Origin of the sequence: Micromonospora sp. DT201 (assembly GCF_049841575.1) — a bacterium.
In the GTDB taxonomy this organism is placed as follows: domain Bacteria; phylum Actinomycetota; class Actinomycetes; order Mycobacteriales; family Micromonosporaceae; genus Micromonospora.
This window is the reverse complement of sequence record NZ_JBNCKP010000010.1, coordinates 104,713-125,243: the sequence shown is the minus strand read 5'-3', so window position 1 is coordinate 125,243 and position 20,531 is coordinate 104,713. Positions and strand designations below refer to the sequence as shown.

Below are 20,531 nucleotides of genomic sequence, written 5' to 3'. Positions count from 1 at the left end.
GGGTGTAACACGCCACGACGAGAATGGCCGCTGTGGTCAAGTACCGCGGCGGCGTCAAAGATGTGCACGTGATCACTGACCGATCGTCCTCCGACGACTCGCCACCCGACGCTGAGCGGCTCCGGCTCGCCCAGGCCGACTCGGGGGAGCAGGACTGGCGCGCATGGGGTCCCTATCTGTCCGAACGGGCGTGGGGGACGGTACGGGAGGACTACAGCGAGCACGGTACGGCCTGGGACTACTTCCCGCATGACCACGCGCGGTCCAGAGCCTACCGGTGGAATGAAGACGGGATGGCGGGCGTCTGCGACGAACGACAGACGTTCGCCTTCGCTCTCGCGCTGTGGAACGGCAAGGATCCGATCCTCAAGGAGCGGATGTTCGGCCTCGGCGGCGACAGCGGCAACCACGGCGAAGACGTCAAGGAATACTGGTGGTACGAGGATTCCACGCCCACCCACTCCTGGATGCGCTGGCGCTACCACTACCCGCAGGCCGCCTTCCCGTACGACGAACTCGTCGCGGTGAACGCGTTGCGCGGCCGCGACGACACCGAGTACGAGCTGGTGGACACCGGGATCTTCGACGACGACCGGTACTGGGCGGTGACCGTCGACTACGCCAAGGCGTCCCCGACCGACCTCTGCATCGTGGTGACCGTCACCAACCGGGCCGACCAGGCGGAGACCCTGCACGTGCTGCCCACCCTGTGGTTCCGCAACACCTGGGCCTGGGGCCTGCCCGGCGGCGACCGGATCCCGCAGCTGACCGGCCAGGGCACCCGGCTCGTCGGCGAGCACCGGGTGCTCGGCCAACTGCTGCTGGAGGGCGACGGTGGCCCGGTGCCGCTGCTCTGTGACAACGACACAAACGCCGAGCGGCTCTGGGGCCTGCCCGGCCGCTCGCCGTACCCGAAGGACGGCATCAACGACCACGTGGTCAACGGCGCGGCCACGGTCAACCCGGCCCGGGAGGGCACCAAGGGCGCACTGCACTACGTGCTCGACGTGCCGGCCGGCGAGCAGCGCCAGATTCGGCTGCGGCTGACCCGTACCGCCTCACCGCCGGCTGCCGCGCCGCCGCCTCCGGCGGACCTCAGCGACGGCTTCGAGGCGGTGGTGTGGGCGCGGCGGGCCGAGGCGAACCGCTTCTTCGCCGGGGTGATCCCGCAGGCCGCCACCGCGGACGAGGCGTTGGTGGCACGGCAGGCCATCGCCGGGCTGATGTGGGGCAAGCAGTTCTACCACTTCGACGTCAAACGCTGGCTCGAAGGCGACCCGGGCTCGACGCCGCCGCCGGCCGGGCGCCGGCACGGGCGCAACAGCGCCTGGTGGCACATGACCAGCTTCGACGTCATCTCCATGCCTGACCCCTGGGAATACCCCTGGTACGCGGCCTGGGACCTGGCCTTCCACTGCGTGAGCATCGCCCGGGTCGACCCGAGCTTCGCCAAGGAACAACTGCTGCTGCTGCTGCGCGAGTGGTACCTGCACCCCAACGGGCAGATCCCGGCGTACGAGTGGGCGTTCGGTGACGTGAACCCGCCCGTGCACGCGTGGGCGGCGCTGAAGGTGTTCGAGATCGACGGCGGCCGGGACTACGAGTTCCTGGCCCGGGTGATGCACAAGCTGCTGCTCAACTTCACCTGGTGGGTCAACCGCAAGGACACCGGCGGCAACAACGTCTTCGAGGGCGGTTTCCTCGGGCTGGACAACGTCGGGCCGTTCGACCGCTCGGCGGCGCTGCCGGTGGCTGGTGTGCTGGAGCAGTCCGACGGCACCGGCTGGATGGCCATGTACGCGCTGAACATGCTGGACATGGCGATCGTGCTCGCCGAGCACGACCGGACCTGGGTGGACACCGCCACCAAGTTCTTCGAACATTTCGCCTACATCGCCGCCGCCGCGTACGAGCAGGGGTTGTGGGACGACGAGGACGCCTTCTTCTACGACGTGCTGCGTCTCGCCGACGGCACGAAGGTGCCGCTGAAGGTCCGTTCCGTCGTTGGTCTGCTGCCGTTGGCCGCGACCACCCGGCTCACCGCGAAGACCCTGCACCGCCTGCCGGAGTTGGGCGCCCGGTTGCGCTGGTTCCTCACCAACCGCCCGGAGTACGCCCAGGTGATCGGCACCCGACGGCTGGGCCCCGACGGACGGCAGCAGCGGCTGCTGTCCATGGTCGGCCCGGAGCAGGTGGTCCGACTGCTCGCCCGGATGTTGGACTCCGACGAGTTCCTCTCCGACTTCGGCCTGCGGACGCTGTCCCGCGCGCACCTGGACAAGCCGTTCTCCGTGACCCTCGGCGGGCAGGAGTTCTCCGTCGGCTACGAGCCGGCCGAGTCGACAAGCGGGTTGTTCGGTGGCAACTCGAACTGGCGGGGTCCGATCTGGATGCCGACGAACTTCCTGCTGATCAGTGCGCTGCGTGACTACGCGGCGTTCTTCGGCGACGACCTGCAGGTGGAATACCCGACCCGCTCCGGGGTGAAGCGTTCGCTGGACGAGATCGCCGACGACCTCTCCGCTCGGCTGATCTCGCTCTTCACCCAGGACGACTGGGGTCGACGGCCGATCTACGGCGCCGCTCAGATGTTCCAGACCCATCCGGACTGGCGGGATCTGATCGCGTTCCCCGAGTACTTCCATGGCGACAACGGGGCCGGCCTGGGCGCCTGGCACCAGACCGGCTGGACAGCCCTGGTGGCCGACCTGATCCTCACGCTACGACGCTGACGTCCGCCAGGAGGCTTCCCGAACCCCTGCTCGGCCGGGGTCGGCTGCTGGAAAGTAGCTGAGTGATGCCGGTCCGTATATCGCCCGTTCCTAGCCTGCACCCGACGTGTCTGTCTCCAGACCGGAGGAAAACGGGTGAGGAAGAAATTGCGGGGCCCCCTGATCCGGGGGGCTGGCGCTGGCCCTGGTGGCCACGCTGGGCGGGATGGAGGTCCTACCGGACCAACAACCCGACAGCGCGGATCGCGCGGCGAGCGCCGCGGAGGACGACGGTTTCCTCTCCAGGATCGGGAAGGCCGCCGAGAACCTGGTGGGTGGGAGCGGATCTAATCGGGCCAAGCCCGAGGTGGTCAGCGCCGGCTTGGCGGTGCAGGAGAAGCCGCCGCCGGCGAAGAAGTGGCCGCCGCAGAAGCGGGTCGAGGAGTTGACCGGTAAGCGGACCGCCAACGGCAAGGTCTACCAGCTCTCGGACGGTCGGACGCAGGCCGAGATCTCGATGGTTCCGCTGCACTACCGGGACGCCAACGGCAAGTTCCAGACCATCGACACCCGGGTCCGTCCGGTCAAGGACAAGGGGTACGTCCAGGGCAACCGGACGAACAGCTTCACCAGCCTGTTCGGTGACAGCTCGGATGAGCTGGTCCGCTTCGAGCAGGGTGGGCGGAGCATCGAGCTGGGTCTGGAGGGCGCGGCGAGGGGCGTGACGCCGACGGTGTCCGGCTCGAGGGTGACCTACGCCGGTGTGGCCGGTGGCGCGGATGTCGTGTATGACGTCACCTCCACGGCGTTGAAGGAGAAGATCGTCCTGCGCCGGGCGCCGAGCGGGCCGGTGTCGTACACGTTCACGTTGGACACGGCCGGCCTCACCGCCCAGCAGCGGGAGGACGGCTCGATCGCTTTCGTCCGTATGGGTGGCGGTGAGCCGGTCTTCGTGATGCCGGCGCCGTTCTTCTGGCTGGCTGACCGCTCGGTGGACGCCGACCAGTGGCCGGTGATCGCCCGAAAGGACCCGCTGGAGTCATGGCACCGGTTCGACGTGTCCACCACGGAATTCGTCTATCGGTTACTTGCGGATCCGGAGTTCACGCCTTTCACGGTAGCCGATCCGCCGCGCCGAGCGTTCTATCTGCCAGCCGGGCAGACGATCTCCAGCGCCGAGGAATGGGATGCCCTTGCCAGCCCGAACCGGCAGAGCTGAACTAGCTGGCCGGAGTCTTACCCGGGCAGGTGTGACCACCGGCTGCGACAACGGTCGATGACAGGCAGGTGCCCTCCGAGTTGGGACAGAACCTATTAGGTTCGCCAACCTGACTCGGAGGGCACCAACGCCACCAGTGCTCCTTCGGGAGCCGGGTAGCCGGCCCAGTGCCGGAGCTGGGCTTCACGTCCGCCGGCCATGGATTTGCAGGAGGCAAGCTGACATGATCTCCGGCGTGCGAAAGATTGTCGCCCTGATGGGACTCGTCCTCTGTCTGACCGCCTGCACGTCGCTTGTTGATGGCTCCCAGAGCAAGCGCTACGAGGTCAACTCACCCACTATGGAGCCGACGATCAAGAAAGGATCCACGGTCAGCGTAACGGCGGTGAAGCCCGGCGACTACCAGCCACGCACAGGCGACGTCGTGATGTTCTCTCCACCGGAGAGTCGCGGGTGGAACCCCGATGGACGGCCCCGGTTCTTACGCGTGGTGGCGGTTGCCGGCGACACGATCGCCTGTTGCGATCCCCAGGGCTGGGTCATCCGTAACGGCACCGGGCAGGACGAGCCCTACATCCAGATAGATGGCCCACCAGCGCAGATCCAACCCATCACGGTGCCGCCGGGCGAGATATATCTCCTTGGCGACTACCGAGGCGTGGCGAACGACTCCTCGCAGAATGGGCCGCTCCCCGCCAAGAACGTGATCGGCGTCGTGGAGTTCTGAGCGGGCGGGCGCCGATTGCGCGTTGGGCGCTGTGGAAATACGGACGGAAGGACGGACCGAGTCCCTTGCCAGAAGTCGTTCAGGTTTTGATTGGCAGGACACGGGCAGGTCAGGATTCCTTTGAACCGCTGCTGGTAACCCCTGATGAGGCGGAGTTGTATGTGCTGGAGCGTTCGCCGCTGATGGCGGACGGTATAGCCCGCGGGGACACCGTCCGCATCGGAGATGGCGGACGGACCTACCATGTGGTTCGCGACGGCGACTACTACGCGCTGCAGCTTTACTACCGACGGGACTTGGAGATAGAGGACCTTAGGAGTATGGAATCGCAGCTTTCCGAAGTTGGGGGTGAAATCGACGCACACGCGGCATGTGTGATTGCGGTCACTGTTCCTGCTGCGGCAACAACCTCAAGAGTAAGTACTCTTCTTGAGGGGCACGCGACAGATGTGGCAGCTATGGAAGGTGAGCGGTGCGCGGCGCTGGTGTCGCTTACAAAGCGTGATGGAGTTGAGGCGTCGGACGTTGCCGTAGCATGTTTGGCTGACGAAAACGCTGCGGTGCGACGTTACGCCCTTCGCTGTTTAGCGGTCGCTGGTGACGGGCGATCTAGGGGCGGCGTCTCGGAACTTCTCGACGCGATACTCTCGGGTCCTGCGCCGAAGTTCGCAGGGGCCCTTAACCCTGCGATGCTTTCGGCGCAGTCTGAAGCGATTCCCGCAGTAGTGTACCTCCTGCGGTATTGCGCCACCGCTAATCAGACGGGGCTGCTCGCAAAGAAGGTCTCCGCTGGCTGGGGGAAGCTCTACAAGGCTGAACAGGTGTGGCTCAAGGCGGCCTGGCCTGCTTGCTCTCCCGATGTCCAAGGCGAGATGGCGACGCTGCGGCCCGATCTGACGGGCATGATCAGGTTCGTCATGCGACCACTGTTCGCGCCGCTCGCATAGCGCTGATTGAGTAACCAATGCGCGGCGCAACTCCGATGTTCTCGTCTATCATAAACAAATAGCCCCGAACGCTGGGGCCCGCCGACTGTCGGCGGGCCCCAGTGAGCTTCTGAGTCGAAGGCTTCTCCGGTGGCGACGTCTTTCACCTATTCGGGTGACGACTATGGGTTCATCTATCAACTCCTGAACTGGAAGTGAGAATGCGGGTCGATTTGGATGGTCGGCGGATCAGATCGGCTGCTGAGTTTCATGCTGAGATAGCTCGTCTGCTTGACTTCGGGCCCTATTACGGGAAAAACCTGGACGCTCTTTGGGATCGCGTGAGCTTCGATGTTGAGCGTCCTGTGCGGCTGGTCTGGAACCACGCGCGGGTCAGCATGAAAGCCATGGGAAGGGATCGCTTTGACGAGATCGTGGCGATCCTGCGGCGAGCGGAGGAGTGCGATCGAAATCGAGGCGAAGCTGAACGCTTTGAACTGTCAATAAGTGACTGAAACGGTGGCTGCCGCTTAGCCCGAATACCTGATCTGAACGGCAGCACTTTTCGTCGGTCTGACGCCCGTAATGCACGGGATGACCTATACGAGGCTGAACCAGGTCGACAAGGTCACCGAGTCGAAGTCGGGCACGGTGGTGAACTCGACGTCGTTCACCTACAACGAGAACAGCGCGCCGCTGACCACCAGCTACGACAAGCAGTACTCGTCCTACGCGTACGACGCGCTTCTCATCGGTGGCGGTTCGGCCGCCTTGATATTCGGCGGATGGGCCATTTTTGGTGGTGGTGCAGCAGCCGGCACCGGCGGCGCTGCTGCCGGCGGTGTGGGGGCGGCCTCTCGAGGGCTTTTCGAACTTGTCGGCTAGCTGATTTAAGTTGGCGTGGCGGGTCAGCCTGCACCGTGGCCCGCCACGCCATGCAAGGTGATCCATGCCATGATCACGTGGTCTGCTCTAGCAGGGAGTTGCTGGTGGAACGTCGGCGAAGGCCAACGCCCGAAGAGGTCAATGCGGTCTGGAATCGGTCGGCAAGTTTGGTTCGAGCCCACCTTTGCGTAGCCATCGAGGATGATATGGAGAAGGTCGTCTCGGTGATTAAAATGTTCTTTGGCCGGGCATGGGATGACTTGGGCGCACGTTTCCACCAACGGGTTCTTGATGTCTCTCCCGAGCAGTTGACTGGCGAGGCTCGTGCGGTACGAGGCCCAAGCGCCATCAGTGCGATGATCGGGCTTGAGAGTGATGGGAGCGACTTCAGCCGGCCTTACTCCCCGGAGGCGTGGCGGCAATTCCTAGACGGGTTTGACGAAGTGCCTGATCTCGCCTGGTTCGACATCATCACGAACGATGAACAGGGGCGTCCAGACGGGCAGGGGCTGATTGTCCAGTGCAAAAGGGTGGGCGATGGCGATCGTTGGCTGCTCATGCAGGTTTCCGGCGACAGCTTTCTGGCCGAAGGGGCAAACCAGCAACGGTTTGTCGGCTTCCTGGAGGCGGTGGCGAACCATGCCGATCCGGTGTACGGCGAGATTTCCTGGAAGTGGGAAGTTTATCCGTCTGTACTGGAACTGGCCTTGGGTGTCGATCCGGTCGATGTACTTCCCCGAGCCCGGCGGGTTCTGCGCGGTTATGGCTGGATCACACTTCTGCCTGAAGAGATCGGCAACCGGCTAGGGGGCGAGGCCGGACTGAACGGGACCGGCGCTTTCGTAAGGGTCAAGCATCTCGCTGGCGGCGGCTACCTGGCTCAGGCCACCGAGTGCTTCTCGCAATACGACGAGGGTGCGGCCGAGCGGGTCTACCAGGCTCTAGTTCCGGTGTTGCCGCCCGGACGGCCGAATTTCTGGAACGTGCATCCCCCCAACGTTCTAGCCGATCGGGATCCAGCCGAGGACCGCGCAGGGCGGATCTCCGCGTATTAACGATCTTTGGTCCCTAGGTTCTTCACACTTGTGTCAAGTTTTCACGCAGCCTTGGCCCAGGTCTTTCACGATCTAGGTGGAGCAGGCCCGTGCGGCGGGTCTGAGCTGACCCGGGACGGTGGCCTGCTGCAGCAGTTCACGAAGCGGGAGTTGAGCGTGGATGACGTCCATGGGATGTATTGATAGGCTTGTCAGTGCCGTGGAATTGCCGGACGGTCAGTCCGGCAGGCCTTTCGACTGGTCGTTGATAGAGCGGTCGCTGGGAAACCTGGCGTTGCCTGGGGACTACAAGGCTTTGGTGGAGCGGTTTCCAGACGGGAGGTTCGCCGAAGCGATAACCGTTATTCGTCCCGGTGTGAAAAGGGGTGATCCTGAGGATTTCCTGGGCTACTACAGCCACCGGCTGAATGACATGCGCGAATGGAGGGCGGACGGTGACGGAGTCTTCCCCTACCCTATCTTCCCCGAGCCGGATGGCCTTCTGCCGTGGGGGGAAGGCCCGCGCGGGGAGCTCTTCTTCTGGCTCACCAATTCGACAGAGCCTGACTCATGGATTGTCGTCTGGGCTGACGTTGACTTCACTGAGTGGCATTCTTTTTCGGGTGGCGTGTGCCAGTTCCTCCTCAAGGTTGTACTGGGGGACGTGGTCGCGCTTGCCACTACGGAGGCGGCTGCGCCCTCCTTGCTAGGAGGCTTCAGGGCTTTTCAGCCCAAGGTCCGACAATCGCTTCCGCGCGTCCTTGAGCGTGATCAATTTAGGTGGGGCAGTCGGGCGCCGAGCAATGAATTCCCTGAACTGTCCCATGTCCTAGGTTCACCGGCCGTGAGGCCAGAGGCACGCAACTGGGAGAACGTGGAACGGCAGTTGGGAATCCCCTTCCCGGACGATTATAAGTCGTTCATCGACGAATTTGGTGTCGGTATCTTCTGCGACGTACGAATTTATGCCCCCATGGCGGCGAGTGAGTTTGACATGGTCGAACTCATGCAGCGTCAGGGAGCGCGGGCGGCCGGCATGCCTTCAGATGTAATGTCGGCCCTCTATCCGGAGCCGGTTGCACTCATAGCCTGGGGCGCAATCGCCGACGGTTGGACTATCAACTGGAAGGCTGGCGGTGCAGACCCCAACCAGTGGGGGGTAGCGATGATCGCACCCGATTTTCAGCCGGTGTTTCTTGATGACTTCTCATTCAGTTCATTTCTTCTCAGGTATAGCGATCAACACAGCCAAATCGGGGTCTCTTTTGCGCGCTCCCCCTGGACTGGCGCGTAAAGTTCCTTCCCGAAGGCTCGGCCGGCTGACCGGTGCCGCCCCGGCACTTCGAGCACGCCAGGGCGCGGGGCGTGGCGAATGCCGGATCGGTTGGCGGTGCGGATCTTTCCGGAGCGTCCTCCCTGCTGATTTCGTTACATCGACACGTTGCCGATAAACATTGACATTAGCCACCTTGTCGCGCCATCGGGCGGGTACGGGCACCAACGTGTTCACCTGGCAGCTGAACGTGCCCCAGTCGGGCACCTACCAGGTGTACGCCCGCTTCCCGACGGTGTCCGGGGCGGCCACCGAGGCGAAGTACACGGTCAATCCCAGCGCGGGTCCGACGGTGAAGACGGACAACCAGACCGCCAGTGCCGGCACCTGGGGCAGAAGCGGCTCCAGCCCGCAACCCGCAGCGGTGATAGGTGCGGTAACTACCCCCGCAAGCGCCGGCGCAGTGAGCCTTTCCGCGCAAGGTAGTGACTACGGACGGTCGTCATGTTGTGCGATCGTGGTCGATGTGGAGGATGACCAGCGCGGCGGCGACGATCTTCCCGATCCGCCACGGGTTGAGGCTGATATTGCGTAGCGCTCTGAAGGTCGTCTTGAGCAGCGAGTTGCCGCGTTCACCGATCGCGCGCAGGCTGTTGTGTGCCTTGTTGAACTGCTGCTGGGCGAGGAGCAGTCCGCCGGTTTTCGGTTTTTTGAACGCGACGGTGACCGTGTCGGCGAGACCCTCGTAGCCCAGATCGCCCAAGGTACGCAGGTCGGCGCCGGCCTCGGTGAGAGCGGGCAGGATCTCGGCGTGGGCGCGTGCGGCGGTGGTGTCGTGTTCCCGGCCGGGCCGTACCTCGGAGGTCCAGATCGGCCAGCCGTTCGGCACGGTGACGACCTGGACGTTACCGCCGTGCTGGTCGTGTTTGCCGGACCACCACAAGTCCACGCCCTCGGTCGGGCCGGGAGTGCGGCACCGGTCGGTCTCGATCAGGGTGCCGTCGATGTTCACGTAGTCGTGCCCGGCCGCCTTGGCCGCGAGTAGCGCGGCGTGCAGGCTGGGCGTGCGGGCGGCGAGGACATCGATGCCCTTGTTCAGATAGTCGTAGCCGGTCGAGATGCTGGTCTGGTTGTCGGTGGCGAGTTGCCGCATCCGGGTGCCGTCGAGGAACCAGCGCAACACCATGACGGCCTGGTCGCGGCAGCACGGGGCGCGGGTGCCGGCCCGGGTGCCCCGGCGGACGCGCTCGGCGGCGAACAACCCGGTCAGGAAGTCCACGGTGTGCTCGTCTACGGGTAACACGGCGGTGTACGTGACACTCATCGTCGGCGCAGGACCCCTGTGAAGTTGATCTGTGAGAGGACCACTTCGTACCGGGGTTCTGCGCCTTTTCTACGTGGCATGGCCGATCAGGCGCGTCTCGGACCTTCCGGACACTGAGCCCACTACAGTCGGCAAGCGGACCGTTGCGCGCAATGGCTCAGTCAACCAGTGCGGGCCACCGTCGGCACGCTTAGCCCAGTAAGCTATCTTGCCCGCCATGATATCGGTTGTGGTCGTCGGTCTAGTCGGGCTGGCTGCCGTTACGCTGCTCGCGGTGTGGCTGGTCAGTTTGTACAACAAGCTGGTCCGCATGCGTAACCAGGTCGATGCGTCCTGGTCGCAGATCGACGTACAGCTCAAGCGGCGGCACGACCTCATCCCGAACATCGTCGAGACCGTCAAGGGATACGCGGCGCACGAGCGCGGCACCCTCGACGCCGTGGTAACCGCCCGCGGCGCGGCCATGGCTCACTCCGGCGGCGACGCCGGCCAGGCCGACGCCGAGAGCGCGCTGAGCGGGGCGCTGGGCCGGCTCATCGCGCTCGGCGAGGCGTACCCGCAGCTGCGGGCGAATGAGAACTTCGCGGCGCTGCAGGCCGAGCTCGCGACCACCGAGAACAAGATCGCATACTCGCGGCAGTTTGTGACGTACGCCGTACAGCAGTACAACACTGCGATCGAAAGCTTTCCCGCCAACCTGATTGCGGGTTTGCTCGGCTTCCACCGGCGGGAGTTGTTCGCGGTGGCCGGTTCGGAACGAGGCCCGGTCGAGGTCAGTTTCTAGACCGATGCTCGAACTCATCATCGCCGTGGCCAGCGTAGGGCTCTGGCTGATCGCGTATGCAGGCTGCCGAATCGTCACCCGGCCCGCGGCGCCGCCGGTGGGACCAGCCACTATGGACCTCGGCTCGGAGTCGCCGGCCGTAGTCAGCATGCTGGTCAACGGCTGGTCCACGAGCGTCGACACGGCTGAGTCGACGGTGCTCGATCTGGCTGCGGCCGGTTACTACGAGCTGCGCCAGCCGGATGCCGACCCCTACCGCACCACCGTGCACCTGGCCCGCAATCAGCCAGACCCAAGCGGTCTGCGGCCGTACGAGCGGCAGGTGCTGGACCGCATCCGCGGGCTCGCCGTCGACGGAGTGGTACCGCTGACCGCGCTGGCCTTCCGCAACGAGAACGAGTCAAAGGCTTGGAACAGCCGGCTGCGCGCCGCCGTGGTCGCCGACGCGAGGGCGGCCGGGCTGTCCGAGCGCCGGTTCGGCCGAACAATGATGACGGCACTGCACTTCGGCACGCTCGCGATCGCCGTGACGTGCGGCTCCATGGCCGTGCACCACACCCACCGCCTCGTGGCGTTCTGCTTTGTCCTGCCGTTCGCCGCCGCGCTTGTCGGCCTGGTGCAGCACATCGGCGAACGGGACACCCCGACCGGGCTGGAGGCCGCCTCCCGCTGGTTCGGGGTACAGGTCTGGCTGCGGAACCACGAGCAGTTCGCGGAATTGCCACCCTCGGCGGTGGCGGTCTGGGACCGTTACCTGGCGTACGGCTCCGCTCTGGGCGTCACCCGGCGGGCCAGTGACGTGCTCGATCTCGAGGTCGGCACGCGGCGCAGGCTGTGGTCGTCGTACCAGGGCGGCTGGCGCCGGATCCGGGTGCGGTACCCGCGAGGCCCCTGGCGTGCCAGCACCACCCGCACCCTGATCCTCCAAGCGATGCTGTTCGTGGCGGCAGGTTCGATCGCCGCGGCCATCGCCGGTCACCCAAGCCGGTACTCGCTACCCGGATACGCGCTGATCACCGTCGGCGTCTACGTGCTGGTCCGTGCCCTGCTCGACCTGGCGAGGTCCGAGGAGGTCACCGGCGAAGTCCTCGCACGCCGTCCCTGGCGGCAGCACAACGGCCGTCCCCGACTCGACTACCTGGTAATCGACGACGGCACCACGGACACGACCACGGCCTGGGGGCTGCCCGCCAGGTGGAGCGACCGATGCCACTCCGGCGACGTCGTAACGATCACCGCCCGGCCCTGGAGCAGACGGGTCACCGCGGTGATCCGGCGATCGGCGGCGCAAGCCCGGCCGGCGGCCGCGTTCGCCGACGAACAGACCGGCCCGGCGCTCAGGGATTTCTTCGGCGAAGTCCGCACGGCAGGACCCCTTCCGCTGTCGGTCGACGACGTGGCACGGCTCGTCGGCCAACCGGTACGCGCGGACCGTCGGCAACAGCCACAGCGCGTTGACTTCCGCTCCGAGGCCGACAACAGCCTGCTGCTGCGCGCGGAATGGGCCGCCGGCATGGCCGGGAGGCTCGCGTGGCAAACGAACGGGCGCAGGGCGGCGACCCTGCTTCCGGGCATCGGCGACGAGGCGTACGCCAGCGGTGACCGCGCGGTGATGCGCGTCGGCGACGTCACGCTGGTGGTCGTCGCCCGCGGCCGCGGACAGATCGGGACGCCGCACCTGCCCTGGCTGCTCACCCGCTGCGAGATCGCCGCCCTCATCCCGCCCAAGTAGAGAAACCATCCGAACGACGGCTGCCCTGGCCGGTCACAAACGGGGTCTGGAGAAAGGCGCCAGATCGCTTCGCCTCGTACATTGCCTGGTCGCGCGGCGTTCCGTTCCCCGGCCGAGGTGATCGTCGTGGCGGTCTGGTGGTACCTGCGATACGGGCTCTCCTACCGCGATGTCGAAGAAACTGCTCGCCGACACGGGATCGAGGTCGACCATGTAACGGTCTACCGGTGGGCGCAGCGGTTCACTCCGATGCCGCCCGGTTCGCCCATCACTCACCCCGTGACCGTTGGTACGTCGACGAGACCTATGTCAAGGTCAACGGCGGGTGGCGCTGCGTCTACCGGACGGGAGGCCGTATCGTCGCCGCTGCCCTGGTCATCCTCCACTTCGACCACGCCCGTACCACGTGACAACTCTCAGTCACTAACACGTTGCGCGGAAAGGCTCAGTAACCGCGCATGCGGCGAGGCCGGAAACTGTCAGCGTAAGGCCTCCGCCGACAGCAGCGCCTCCAAGGAGGATTTCAGCGGAATCTACTGCAAGATTGGTGAGGGCATCGGAGTTGTGGTCAACCCACGGACCTACGTAACACCTCCCTAACTCCAGATCAGGTCGAGCACTCCATTATCAAAGATATTGAAAATTACAAGTCGGGAGGTGAGACGCTGCCGGCGGGTGGACGTGGAGCCCAGGCTCCGGCTCGAACAGTAGACGTTGACGGGAGCTCCATCAGCTACCGAGTGGTGCAGACGGGACCAAATTCAGTCAGTGTCGGCATGTACTGGCTCAACTAGTGAGAGTGACTTTGAGAAGCCTGTTAGAACTGGGACGGTTGCTTTCTGCGGCCAGTTGGAGCCAGGGCCAGGTGGAACTTGCAAAGGTTGAATCCGAGTTCCTCGAAGCGGTGACATTCGCTTCGGCGGATGAAATCGTTCGCATGCTTGAAACGGTCCTCGACGAGGACTATGCCGGTCTTCCGATCTGGGCCCGCAACCTCGCCTATCGCTTGGCCTGCCTGCAGCGACCCGAAGATTCGGCCCTGCTGCGGGAAGCATCGGCTGACCTGTTCAATCATGGCCCAGACTGGGACCGTATAGCAGAAGAGTTGCGAAAGCAGGCTGACGCCGCAGAGGAATAAGATCAAGTCGGCCGGGTCTGTCGTCGTACTGGCGACAGGCCCGTGCCCGCGCTTAAGGTGATCCTAAGGAGGAGTTCGAATCCCGCTGGGAATATGGCGGCGACATCTTGAAGTGGACACCTGTTTCGTGAATCGACGGAGACTCATTCAGAATCTTCGGCAGCGGCCTCGTATGTTCGGGCTGGACGGCTCGTACGGCATGTACGTGGCCTTCCTCAAGGGGTACGAGGAGGGCTCTGGTGATGATCTGCTGGCCAAGCTTAAGGAGAAGTTGGTTGGCGACCTCGGAACTGGGCAGAACCTAGGGGTGGGAAGCTTTGCTCCTTCGGAAGCTGGCTCCTGACGATCCTGCATCCTGGCTGCCCTTGGAGATGCGGAATAACTCGTTCGATCGTCTGATTTGCCAAGCTCTGTTTGATCACTTGGAGGACCTTGAGACGAGGCGTAAGAAGCGGCGCTGATTCACAGCATCGAGCCGGGGTCGTAAACTGGCTCAACTGACGGGGATGTGGAGGCCGAGTGGAAACATTGCTTGACCTGGCCCGGAAGTTGTCGTCGGGTCAGTTCGGCGAGCGCGGTCTGGCCGAGGTCAGGAACATCGAGCAGGAGTTCGTCGAGGTGATCACATTCTCACCGGCGGACGAAATCGTCGCCGTTCTCCATGCCGTGCTCGACGAGGATTGGATGGGCCTACCGGTGTGGGCGCGCAATCTCGCGTACCGGATGGCCTGTCTACAGAGGCCGGACGACGTGGCTCTGCTGAGAGAGGCGGCGACGGATCTGCGAAACTTTGGTCCCGACTGGGGTGAAATCGCCGCAGCGTTGAATGAAAGAGCGGAATCGCTGGAGAAGAATCAGGATTGAGAATGGCGACAATGCCCACCATCCGGTGGGTATCGTTCCGCACAGCCGGTTCATGATCGATAGTGGCGGGGAGTGATGATGCCCGCGTTGGCGTGTCGGATATGGGCGAAGTTCCGTTGAGATCGAGCGCATGGGCTGGGTGGATATGGGGATGTGGGGAGTTCCCTGGTGGTCAACCCCCGAGGCGGTCTCTCCACCGACCGGGGCGCGAGTGTTCACGGTTGGAGGGTCGCAACGGACATGGCAGGCTTGATTTCTTTGTCGGAAAGTCGAGACCTGGCATGGTCGGCACCGTCATGGCTCTTTGACTGGGTGGTTCGCCGGCTATCGCGGAGTGTCGTAGACAAAAGTGCGGCTGGCGCGCTTGATGAAGTTGTAGATGAGAACCTGGGAATAGTTGTACTGGACCAGTTCGATGAGAATGTGCGGCAGGAGTTGCTGCTGTCGATCAGAGACCGGTTGGTGCCTTGGGCGGAATCCGAACTTTTTCTCCGCCCTGGGGCGGATCGAGAAGGTGCGTTGAATCAGATACGCGATCTGGCAAAGATGGCTAGTTTTCATTAACACAGTTCCATGAGCAGTTGTGGGCGGATGGCACGGTTGCTGTGCCATCCGCCTACTTGGGGCGAGAGGGGGGTCGGCTTCGACCTCGGGCTGCTCACCATGGACAGCCCGAGGTCGGGCCGGCCGCGAACACGTTGATGAGCGCACGCGTGACCGCCGAGGCGAGCAGCGCGTCGCCGACCGCGAGGACGGCGACGGCCGGCAGCAGTTCAGGCTGCCTGGATCGCTGGTAGCAGGTGCGAGTCGGTGGCTTCGAAGGCGGCGGGGCTGAGGTAACCCAGGGTCGAGTGCTGGCGGCGGGTGTTGTACCACTCTTAATGTACTCGAATATGGCCTGGCGGGCAGCTTGATGGGTGGGCCATGGCTGGCCAAGGCCCCGGCGAAGTCGTAGACCGAACGACCAGTGGCAGGGTATGTAGGCGTGAAGATGCCTGGATACGAAGACTTTCCCTTGATCGACGGTACGCCATTCCTGGCTGAGCCGATCTTTTGGCCGACATATTTGTGCGATACGCTTGCCTTCGGTGGTCACGGAGGCATTTGAGGTTGACGAATCGGCCTGTCTGAGTTACTTCAGCTTGTTGACCGACGCGGACAGGTGGCCAGTGTTCCCGCTCGGGTTGCGTGGCGGGCATGAGGTTGATGTGGTATACCGAAATTTGACGGATGACCTAAGCATGGAATATATACTTTGTCGGTCAAACGGTGAACACCCGATCGGTTTGGCGAACGTTGGGGGTCACGAATTTCGCCCAGGATTGAGTTGGCCCGAGCTGATTGCAGTCGCTAGTTGGTCGGGAGCGCCATACGGAGTGACTGTGCCGCAGCAACGGCTGTTGCTGCTGCTGCCCGCCTTCGGGGATGCCGATCTGCCCGCCGATGCGACAGCGATTGTGGAATCTGCACTGAGGGCCTGTGGGGGTGGCGCGGGCTCCGGCGAGCTGGCCGAATGGCTACTGCGGGACCCTGAGAGATGGCCACAATGGCGCCAGCAGAGCCAGGGTGGGGTAGTTTGTGACGGCCGCTACAGCCGTCGCAACCCTGGGGACCGGCAGGGCATGTGCTTGCTGATCTACTTGAAATTTCGTCGGCGCTGTCGGTCTAACTCGGTCTTTGGCCCGCGAGGGGTCCTCTGGTGCCCGACCGATCACGGAAAGCAGCGCCGGCGAGTGCGGCGATTGGCCGCGCCGTACAAGCCCAGACAGCCGTGCTGGCCATCGTCGCCGTGCGCACTTTTGTCACCCTTGCCCCGGCAGAGTGGATGATCTCCTCGGTTATACGACGGACGCTATCGGTGGGGATCGTGGTGAATACCGGTCGGGTTGAATGCGCAGATGTCTCGCCGGGGCGTCCGTCCTGCCAATTTCGTTACATCGACACGCCGTCGTAAACATAGACGTTTGTCACCCTAATGTCGCCCTGCGCAAGCCTTGTCGTGCCGTTGCGCCGCCGCCTAGCCTGAGCGCGCTCAAGGTTCAACGGGGGAGCGGTGAGATGAAGATCGATGTCCGACTGCTGGGCACTGTGGAGCTACGGGTCGATGACCAGCTCGTGACAGTCGGCGCTGCCAAGCGTCGGGCGGTGCTCGCCGGGCTTGCCCTCGAGGCGAACCGGCCGGTCTCGCTGGACCGGCTCTCGCAGATGGTCTGGGCCGGTTCCACCCCTGCTTCGGCGGTGGCGAACCTCCGCTCCCATGTGGCCGGTTTGCGCCGCGCGGTCGGCGATCGGATCGTCGCCCATCCGGGCGGGTACGAGCTGCGGTTGGCCGCGGGTGAGTTGGACGTCGTCGAGTTCCTCCGACTGGCGGGGGACGCTCGGGCAGGACGGGACAACGTTGCCCCGGTGACCGTGATCGGCCGGCTCACCGATGCCCTCGCCCAGTGGCGCGGGCCGGCCGGTGGGGGCGTGCCGCGTAGCACGTCTTTGGACAACCGGTGGGCGACGCTGGACGAGCAGCGGCTGCAGATCTTCGAGGAGCTGGCCGAGGTCCGGCTGACCGTCGGTGAGCACGCCGACCTGCTCGCCGATCTGCGCGAGCACCTCGCGGCTCATCCGTTGCGGGAACGCGCGTGGGGTCAACTGATGCTCGCCCTCTTCCGGTGCGGCGACACCCCCGCCGCGCTGTCGGCGTACCGGGCCGCCCGAGACAGCCTCTACGACCAACTCGGCATCGAGCCGGGCAGCGAACTGGCGGCACTGCACCGCGCGATGCTCGACCGATCGCCCGAGCTGGGCTGGGCGCCGCCTGTGGTGGTCGAACCAGTCCCTGTCGCCCAGCACCGGGTGTCGGCCGTCGACGGAAGCTGGGTGGCCCCCGTGAGCTGCCGGCGGACCTGGTCGCCTTCGTGGGGCGTACCCGGGAACTGGCCGATGTGGTCGCTGCGGTGACCGGCCCGACGCCCGCCGTCGCGGTCGTCTGCGGGCCCGCCGGCGGCGGCAAGTCGGCACTCGCGGTCCGCGCCGCCCACACCGTCGCGGCCGCCTTCCCCGACGGCCAGGTCTACGTCGACCTCGGGTACCGGACCGACGTGCCGGCCGAGGAGGTCGTCGCCCGGGTGCTGCGCAGCCTCGGCGTCGTCGCCGCCGACGTCCCGCAGCACCCGGAGGAGCGGGCCGGTCGGCTCCGCTCCCGGCTCGCCGGCCGCCGCATCCTCCTGGTGGTGGACGGGGTCACCCACGCCGCGCAGGTACGCCCGCTGGTCCCCGCCGGTCCCGGGCCCGCACTCGTCGTGGTCGGCCAGCGCCAGCTGCAGAGCCTCGACGGGGTACGCCGGATCACGGTCGGCGCACTCGGTGACGCCGACGGGCGGGCCCTGCTCGGCGCGCTGGCGGGCCCGGAGCGCCTCGACGCCGATCCCGCCGCGACCCGCGAGCTGCTCCGGCACTGCTCGGGTTCGCCCCTGGCCCTGCGGGTCGCCGGCGCCCGATTGGCCGGCCGGCCAGCGTTGCCCATGGATCGGCTGGTCGAGCAGATCGGCGACGGGCGTCGCCGGCTGGACTGGTTGGCGCACGGTGACCTCTCCATGCGGGAACGACTCGCCACCGGCTACGCGGCGGTCCGCTCCGAGGATGAGGTAGCCGGTCGGCTCTTCGAACTGCTCGGCGGCGCACCGGACGGGCAGCTGCTGCCGGACGGCGCCGCGGCGCGGCTCGGCGTCAACACCGAACGGGCGTGGCGGGCACTCGAGGAGCTGATCGACACGCACCTCGTGTACCTCGACGAGCTGGCCGGATACCGGCTCCCGGGGTTGGTCCGCGAGTACGCCGCCGAACTGGCCGCGCTGCCGTCCGTGCCCCGGCAGCCGATCAACCGGTGGCGGGCGCTCCCGACTGATCAGTGCGCTGCGTACCACGCGGCGTTCTTCGGCGACGACCTTCAGGTGGAATATCCGACCCGCTCCGGGTGAAGCGTTCGCAGGGCGACTGGGGCCGCCGGCCGATCTACGGTGCCGCTCAGATGTTCCAGACCCATCCGGACTGGCGGGACCTGATCGCATTCCCCGAGTACTTCCGGCATGATCGCGCTCGATCCATGTTGTAGTGGTGTCCTCGGCGTCGGGAGGCCACTCGAACATGGATCGAGCGCGATCATGCGGCCTGCATGACCGTCAGCCGGTCACGAGGCCGAACTTGATCAGGCTGTCGGCGGTGTCGGTGATGGTCGTCTCCACCGGGCGAGGCCGCCAGCCGAGGACATTGCGAGCCTTGTCGTTGCTGATCAGCGGGACCTGGCCACGAAGGGCGGCCGCGTCCCGCAGCGCCGGTTCGGTCTTCGCGGCCTCGCGGACCTCCTCGTCGGTGAGTTCCCGGGCGGGCACCCGGTCGGCGAGGCTGGGCAGGTGCTTTGCCAGCATCTTCGCCACCTCGAAGAAGCTGACCGACGGCCCGCCGACGCCGATGAACCGCTCGCCGGCAGCGGCCGGGTGCAGCATCGCGCGCAGGTGCAGGTCGACCACGTCCCGAACATCCACCACCCCGAAGTACATCCGGGGTACGACCGGCATCGACCCCTGCAGGAACGCCTGCACCAGGCCGGTCGACGCGGACACCCGCGGTCCCACCAACGGCCCGAAGATCCCGGTCGGGTTGACGACGCTCAGCTCCACCCCGCCGTTGTCCCGGACGTAGTCCCAGGCGGCGCGCTCGGCGAGCGTCTTCGACTTGTGGTATGCGGGAATGTTGTCATCAACGTTCGTCCAGTCCGCCTCGCTGTATCGTCCGTCGGGCTTGACCGTGTAACCCACCGCCGCGTACGACGAGGTCAGCACCACCCTCCGTACGCCGGCCTCGCGGGCGGCCCGCAGGACGCGCAGCGCTCCGTCGCGTGCTGGCCGGATGACCTCGTCCTCGTCCTTCGGCGGGGTGAACGGGAACGGTGACGCGTGGTGCAGCACGTACCGCACCCCGTCGACCGCTTCGGCCCAGCCCTCGTCGGTGGACAGGGCCGCCGTCCGGAACTCGACCCGGCCGTCTGGGTTCGTGCCGATCTGCCGGAGCCGGTCGAGCACCTCGTCCTGCTGGCCCGGCTCGCGGACGGTGACCCGCACCCGGTAGCCCTCGTCGAGCAGCCGGACGACGGAGTGCCCGCCGAGGTGTCCGGTGGCACCGGTCACCAGCACGGGGGTGTCGTCGGTGGCGCTCAGCGGTATGTCGTTGCGCATGATCTCTCCCATCGTTGTTCAGAACTCCTGAAGGGTTCGTTCGACCTGCTTGATCGCGCGGGCCTCGGCAGCGCTGTCACCGCGGTACCGGGCGGCCCACATGTCCGCCTTGCCGCGCATGTACGCCTGGCGTACCCGTAGCCGCTCGATCTCGGTGGTCAGCCGCTCGGCATGCCGCGCGAAGAGGTCGTGCTGTTCGGCGGCGGCCGCCCGGTCGCCCTCGTCGAGCAGTGCCAGGTACCGGCGCATCTCCGCGACGCTCATTCCGGACGATCGCAGGCAGGCCAGGGCGTCGACCCGCTCGGCGAGCGGGGTGTCGTAGCGGCGGTGGCCGCTGCTGTCGTCGCGCGGCACCACCCCAAGCAGGCCGACCTTTTCGTAGTAGCGCAGCGTCGGCTCGCTGAAGCCCGACCGCTGGGCCATCTCCTGGATGGTCAGGGGTGGTTGTGTCCGGTCCCGACCGGCCCTCGTCGCTGCCATGACCGAAGCGTCCCCAACCTCAAGCGCTTCAAGTCAAACGTCGTGACGCGGGGCACGCGGATACCGACGAACGACCGCCGCCTTCGGTATGAAATGCCCGTAATGCCACAACTTGTCTTTTTTGCCCTCGTTCAATCGTTGACGGGTGCCGAACACGCTGAGCACGCCCGTCAGTCGAGCTGAACGGGGGAAATTGGTGAGTTCTGTCC

The 20,531-nt window shown here is 65.4% G+C and carries 19 protein-coding genes and 2 pseudogenes; 16 read left to right on the top strand and 5 right to left on the bottom strand.

Features of this window, described 5'->3' with window-relative positions; genetic code table 11:
* Positions 1-23 precede the first annotated feature (23 nt).
* The 8 genes from ACLQ28_RS18535 (at position 24) to ACLQ28_RS18500 (ending at position 8,796) form a co-directional block, all read left to right on the top strand.
* Positions 24-2,732, top strand: coding sequence for an MGH1-like glycoside hydrolase domain-containing protein (locus ACLQ28_RS18535; protein WP_425687523.1), 2,709 nt, complete (start codon positions 24-26; stop codon positions 2,730-2,732).
* 205 nt (positions 2,733-2,937) lie between these two features.
* A complete protein-coding gene (locus ACLQ28_RS18530) occupies positions 2,938-3,930 on the top strand; it encodes a hypothetical protein (protein WP_425687522.1) in 993 nt (330 codons plus the stop codon).
* A gap of 235 nt (positions 3,931-4,165) precedes the next feature.
* Entirely contained in the window at positions 4,166-4,657 is a 492-nt protein-coding gene (gene lepB, locus ACLQ28_RS18525) for a signal peptidase I (protein WP_425687521.1), read from the top strand.
* A 65-nt stretch (positions 4,658-4,722) separates the two neighbouring features.
* The gene (locus ACLQ28_RS18520; protein ID WP_425687520.1) at positions 4,723-5,604 is read left to right on the top strand and encodes a DUF4265 domain-containing protein; all 882 of its coding nucleotides are present in this window, start codon (positions 4,723-4,725) and stop codon (positions 5,602-5,604) included.
* A 200-nt stretch (positions 5,605-5,804) separates the two neighbouring features.
* Positions 5,805-6,098: a barstar family protein gene (locus tag ACLQ28_RS18515; protein WP_425687519.1), complete on the top strand. Its 294-nt coding sequence runs from the start codon at positions 5,805-5,807 to the stop codon at positions 6,096-6,098.
* A 79-nt stretch (positions 6,099-6,177) separates the two neighbouring features.
* Entirely contained in the window at positions 6,178-6,468 is a 291-nt protein-coding gene (locus ACLQ28_RS18510; RefSeq protein WP_425687518.1) for a hypothetical protein, read from the top strand.
* A gap of 206 nt (positions 6,469-6,674) precedes the next feature.
* Complete coding sequence (locus ACLQ28_RS18505; protein ID WP_425687517.1) at positions 6,675-7,523, top strand: hypothetical protein; 849 nt, start codon at positions 6,675-6,677, stop codon at positions 7,521-7,523.
* 199 nt (positions 7,524-7,722) lie between these two features.
* On the top strand, positions 7,723-8,796 hold the full coding sequence (locus tag ACLQ28_RS18500; protein WP_425687516.1) for an SMI1/KNR4 family protein: 1,074 nt from the start codon (positions 7,723-7,725) through the stop codon (positions 8,794-8,796).
* A 481-nt stretch (positions 8,797-9,277) separates the two neighbouring features.
* Here ACLQ28_RS18500 and ACLQ28_RS18495 read toward each other — a convergent pair whose 3' ends face one another.
* Complete coding sequence (locus ACLQ28_RS18495) at positions 9,278-10,099, bottom strand: transposase family protein (protein WP_425687515.1); 822 nt, start codon at positions 10,097-10,099, stop codon at positions 9,278-9,280.
* A gap of 217 nt (positions 10,100-10,316) precedes the next feature.
* Between ACLQ28_RS18495 and ACLQ28_RS18490 the strand changes: the two genes are divergently transcribed.
* The 6 genes and pseudogenes from ACLQ28_RS18490 (at position 10,317) to ACLQ28_RS18465 (ending at position 14,617) form a co-directional block, all read left to right on the top strand.
* The gene (locus tag ACLQ28_RS18490) at positions 10,317-10,883 is read left to right on the top strand and encodes a LemA family protein (RefSeq protein WP_425687514.1); all 567 of its coding nucleotides are present in this window, start codon (positions 10,317-10,319) and stop codon (positions 10,881-10,883) included.
* 4 nt (positions 10,884-10,887) lie between these two features.
* Positions 10,888-12,615, top strand: coding sequence for a DUF2207 family protein (locus ACLQ28_RS18485; RefSeq protein ID WP_425687513.1), 1,728 nt, complete (start codon positions 10,888-10,890; stop codon positions 12,613-12,615).
* A gap of 81 nt (positions 12,616-12,696) precedes the next feature.
* Positions 12,697-12,959: pseudogene (locus ACLQ28_RS18480) on the top strand (IS6 family transposase); the annotation flags it as partial.
* Between the two features lie 455 nt (positions 12,960-13,414).
* A complete protein-coding gene (locus ACLQ28_RS18475) occupies positions 13,415-13,753 on the top strand; it encodes a hypothetical protein (RefSeq protein ID WP_425687512.1) in 339 nt (112 codons plus the stop codon).
* A 172-nt stretch (positions 13,754-13,925) separates the two neighbouring features.
* Positions 13,926-14,096: a hypothetical protein gene (locus ACLQ28_RS18470; protein WP_425687511.1), complete on the top strand. Its 171-nt coding sequence runs from the start codon at positions 13,926-13,928 to the stop codon at positions 14,094-14,096.
* Between the two features lie 176 nt (positions 14,097-14,272).
* Positions 14,273-14,617, top strand: coding sequence for a hypothetical protein (locus tag ACLQ28_RS18465; protein WP_425687510.1), 345 nt, complete (start codon positions 14,273-14,275; stop codon positions 14,615-14,617).
* A gap of 324 nt (positions 14,618-14,941) precedes the next feature.
* On the opposite strand, the gene ACLQ28_RS18460 is transcribed toward ACLQ28_RS18465, so the two are convergent.
* Both ACLQ28_RS18460 and ACLQ28_RS18455 read right to left on the bottom strand, forming a co-directional pair.
* A complete protein-coding gene (locus ACLQ28_RS18460) occupies positions 14,942-15,178 on the bottom strand; it encodes a hypothetical protein (RefSeq protein WP_425687509.1) in 237 nt (78 codons plus the stop codon).
* Between the two features lie 212 nt (positions 15,179-15,390).
* A pseudogene (locus tag ACLQ28_RS18455) lies at positions 15,391-15,536 on the bottom strand (IS3 family transposase); the annotation flags it as partial.
* A gap of 1,139 nt (positions 15,537-16,675) precedes the next feature.
* Between ACLQ28_RS18455 and ACLQ28_RS18450 the strand changes: the two are divergent.
* Both ACLQ28_RS18450 and ACLQ28_RS18445 read left to right on the top strand, forming a co-directional pair.
* The gene (locus ACLQ28_RS18450) at positions 16,676-17,569 is read left to right on the top strand and encodes an AfsR/SARP family transcriptional regulator (RefSeq protein WP_425687508.1); all 894 of its coding nucleotides are present in this window, start codon (positions 16,676-16,678) and stop codon (positions 17,567-17,569) included.
* Positions 17,527-18,588 (top strand): NB-ARC domain-containing protein, encoded by a 1,062-nt coding sequence (locus ACLQ28_RS18445; protein WP_425687507.1) that lies wholly within the window; start codon positions 17,527-17,529, stop codon positions 18,586-18,588. Before ACLQ28_RS18450 ends, ACLQ28_RS18445 begins: the two co-directional genes overlap by 43 nt.
* A 201-nt stretch (positions 18,589-18,789) precedes the next feature.
* Here the strand turns inward: ACLQ28_RS18445 and ACLQ28_RS18440 are convergent, their stop codons facing one another.
* Positions 18,790-19,842, bottom strand: a complete 1,053-nt coding sequence (locus ACLQ28_RS18440; protein ID WP_425687506.1) for an NAD-dependent epimerase/dehydratase family protein — start codon at positions 19,840-19,842, stop codon at positions 18,790-18,792.
* An 18-nt stretch (positions 19,843-19,860) separates the two neighbouring features.
* Positions 19,861-20,322, bottom strand: coding sequence for a MerR family transcriptional regulator (locus ACLQ28_RS18435; RefSeq protein ID WP_425687505.1), 462 nt, complete (start codon positions 20,320-20,322; stop codon positions 19,861-19,863).
* Positions 20,323-20,531 lie beyond the last annotated feature (209 nt).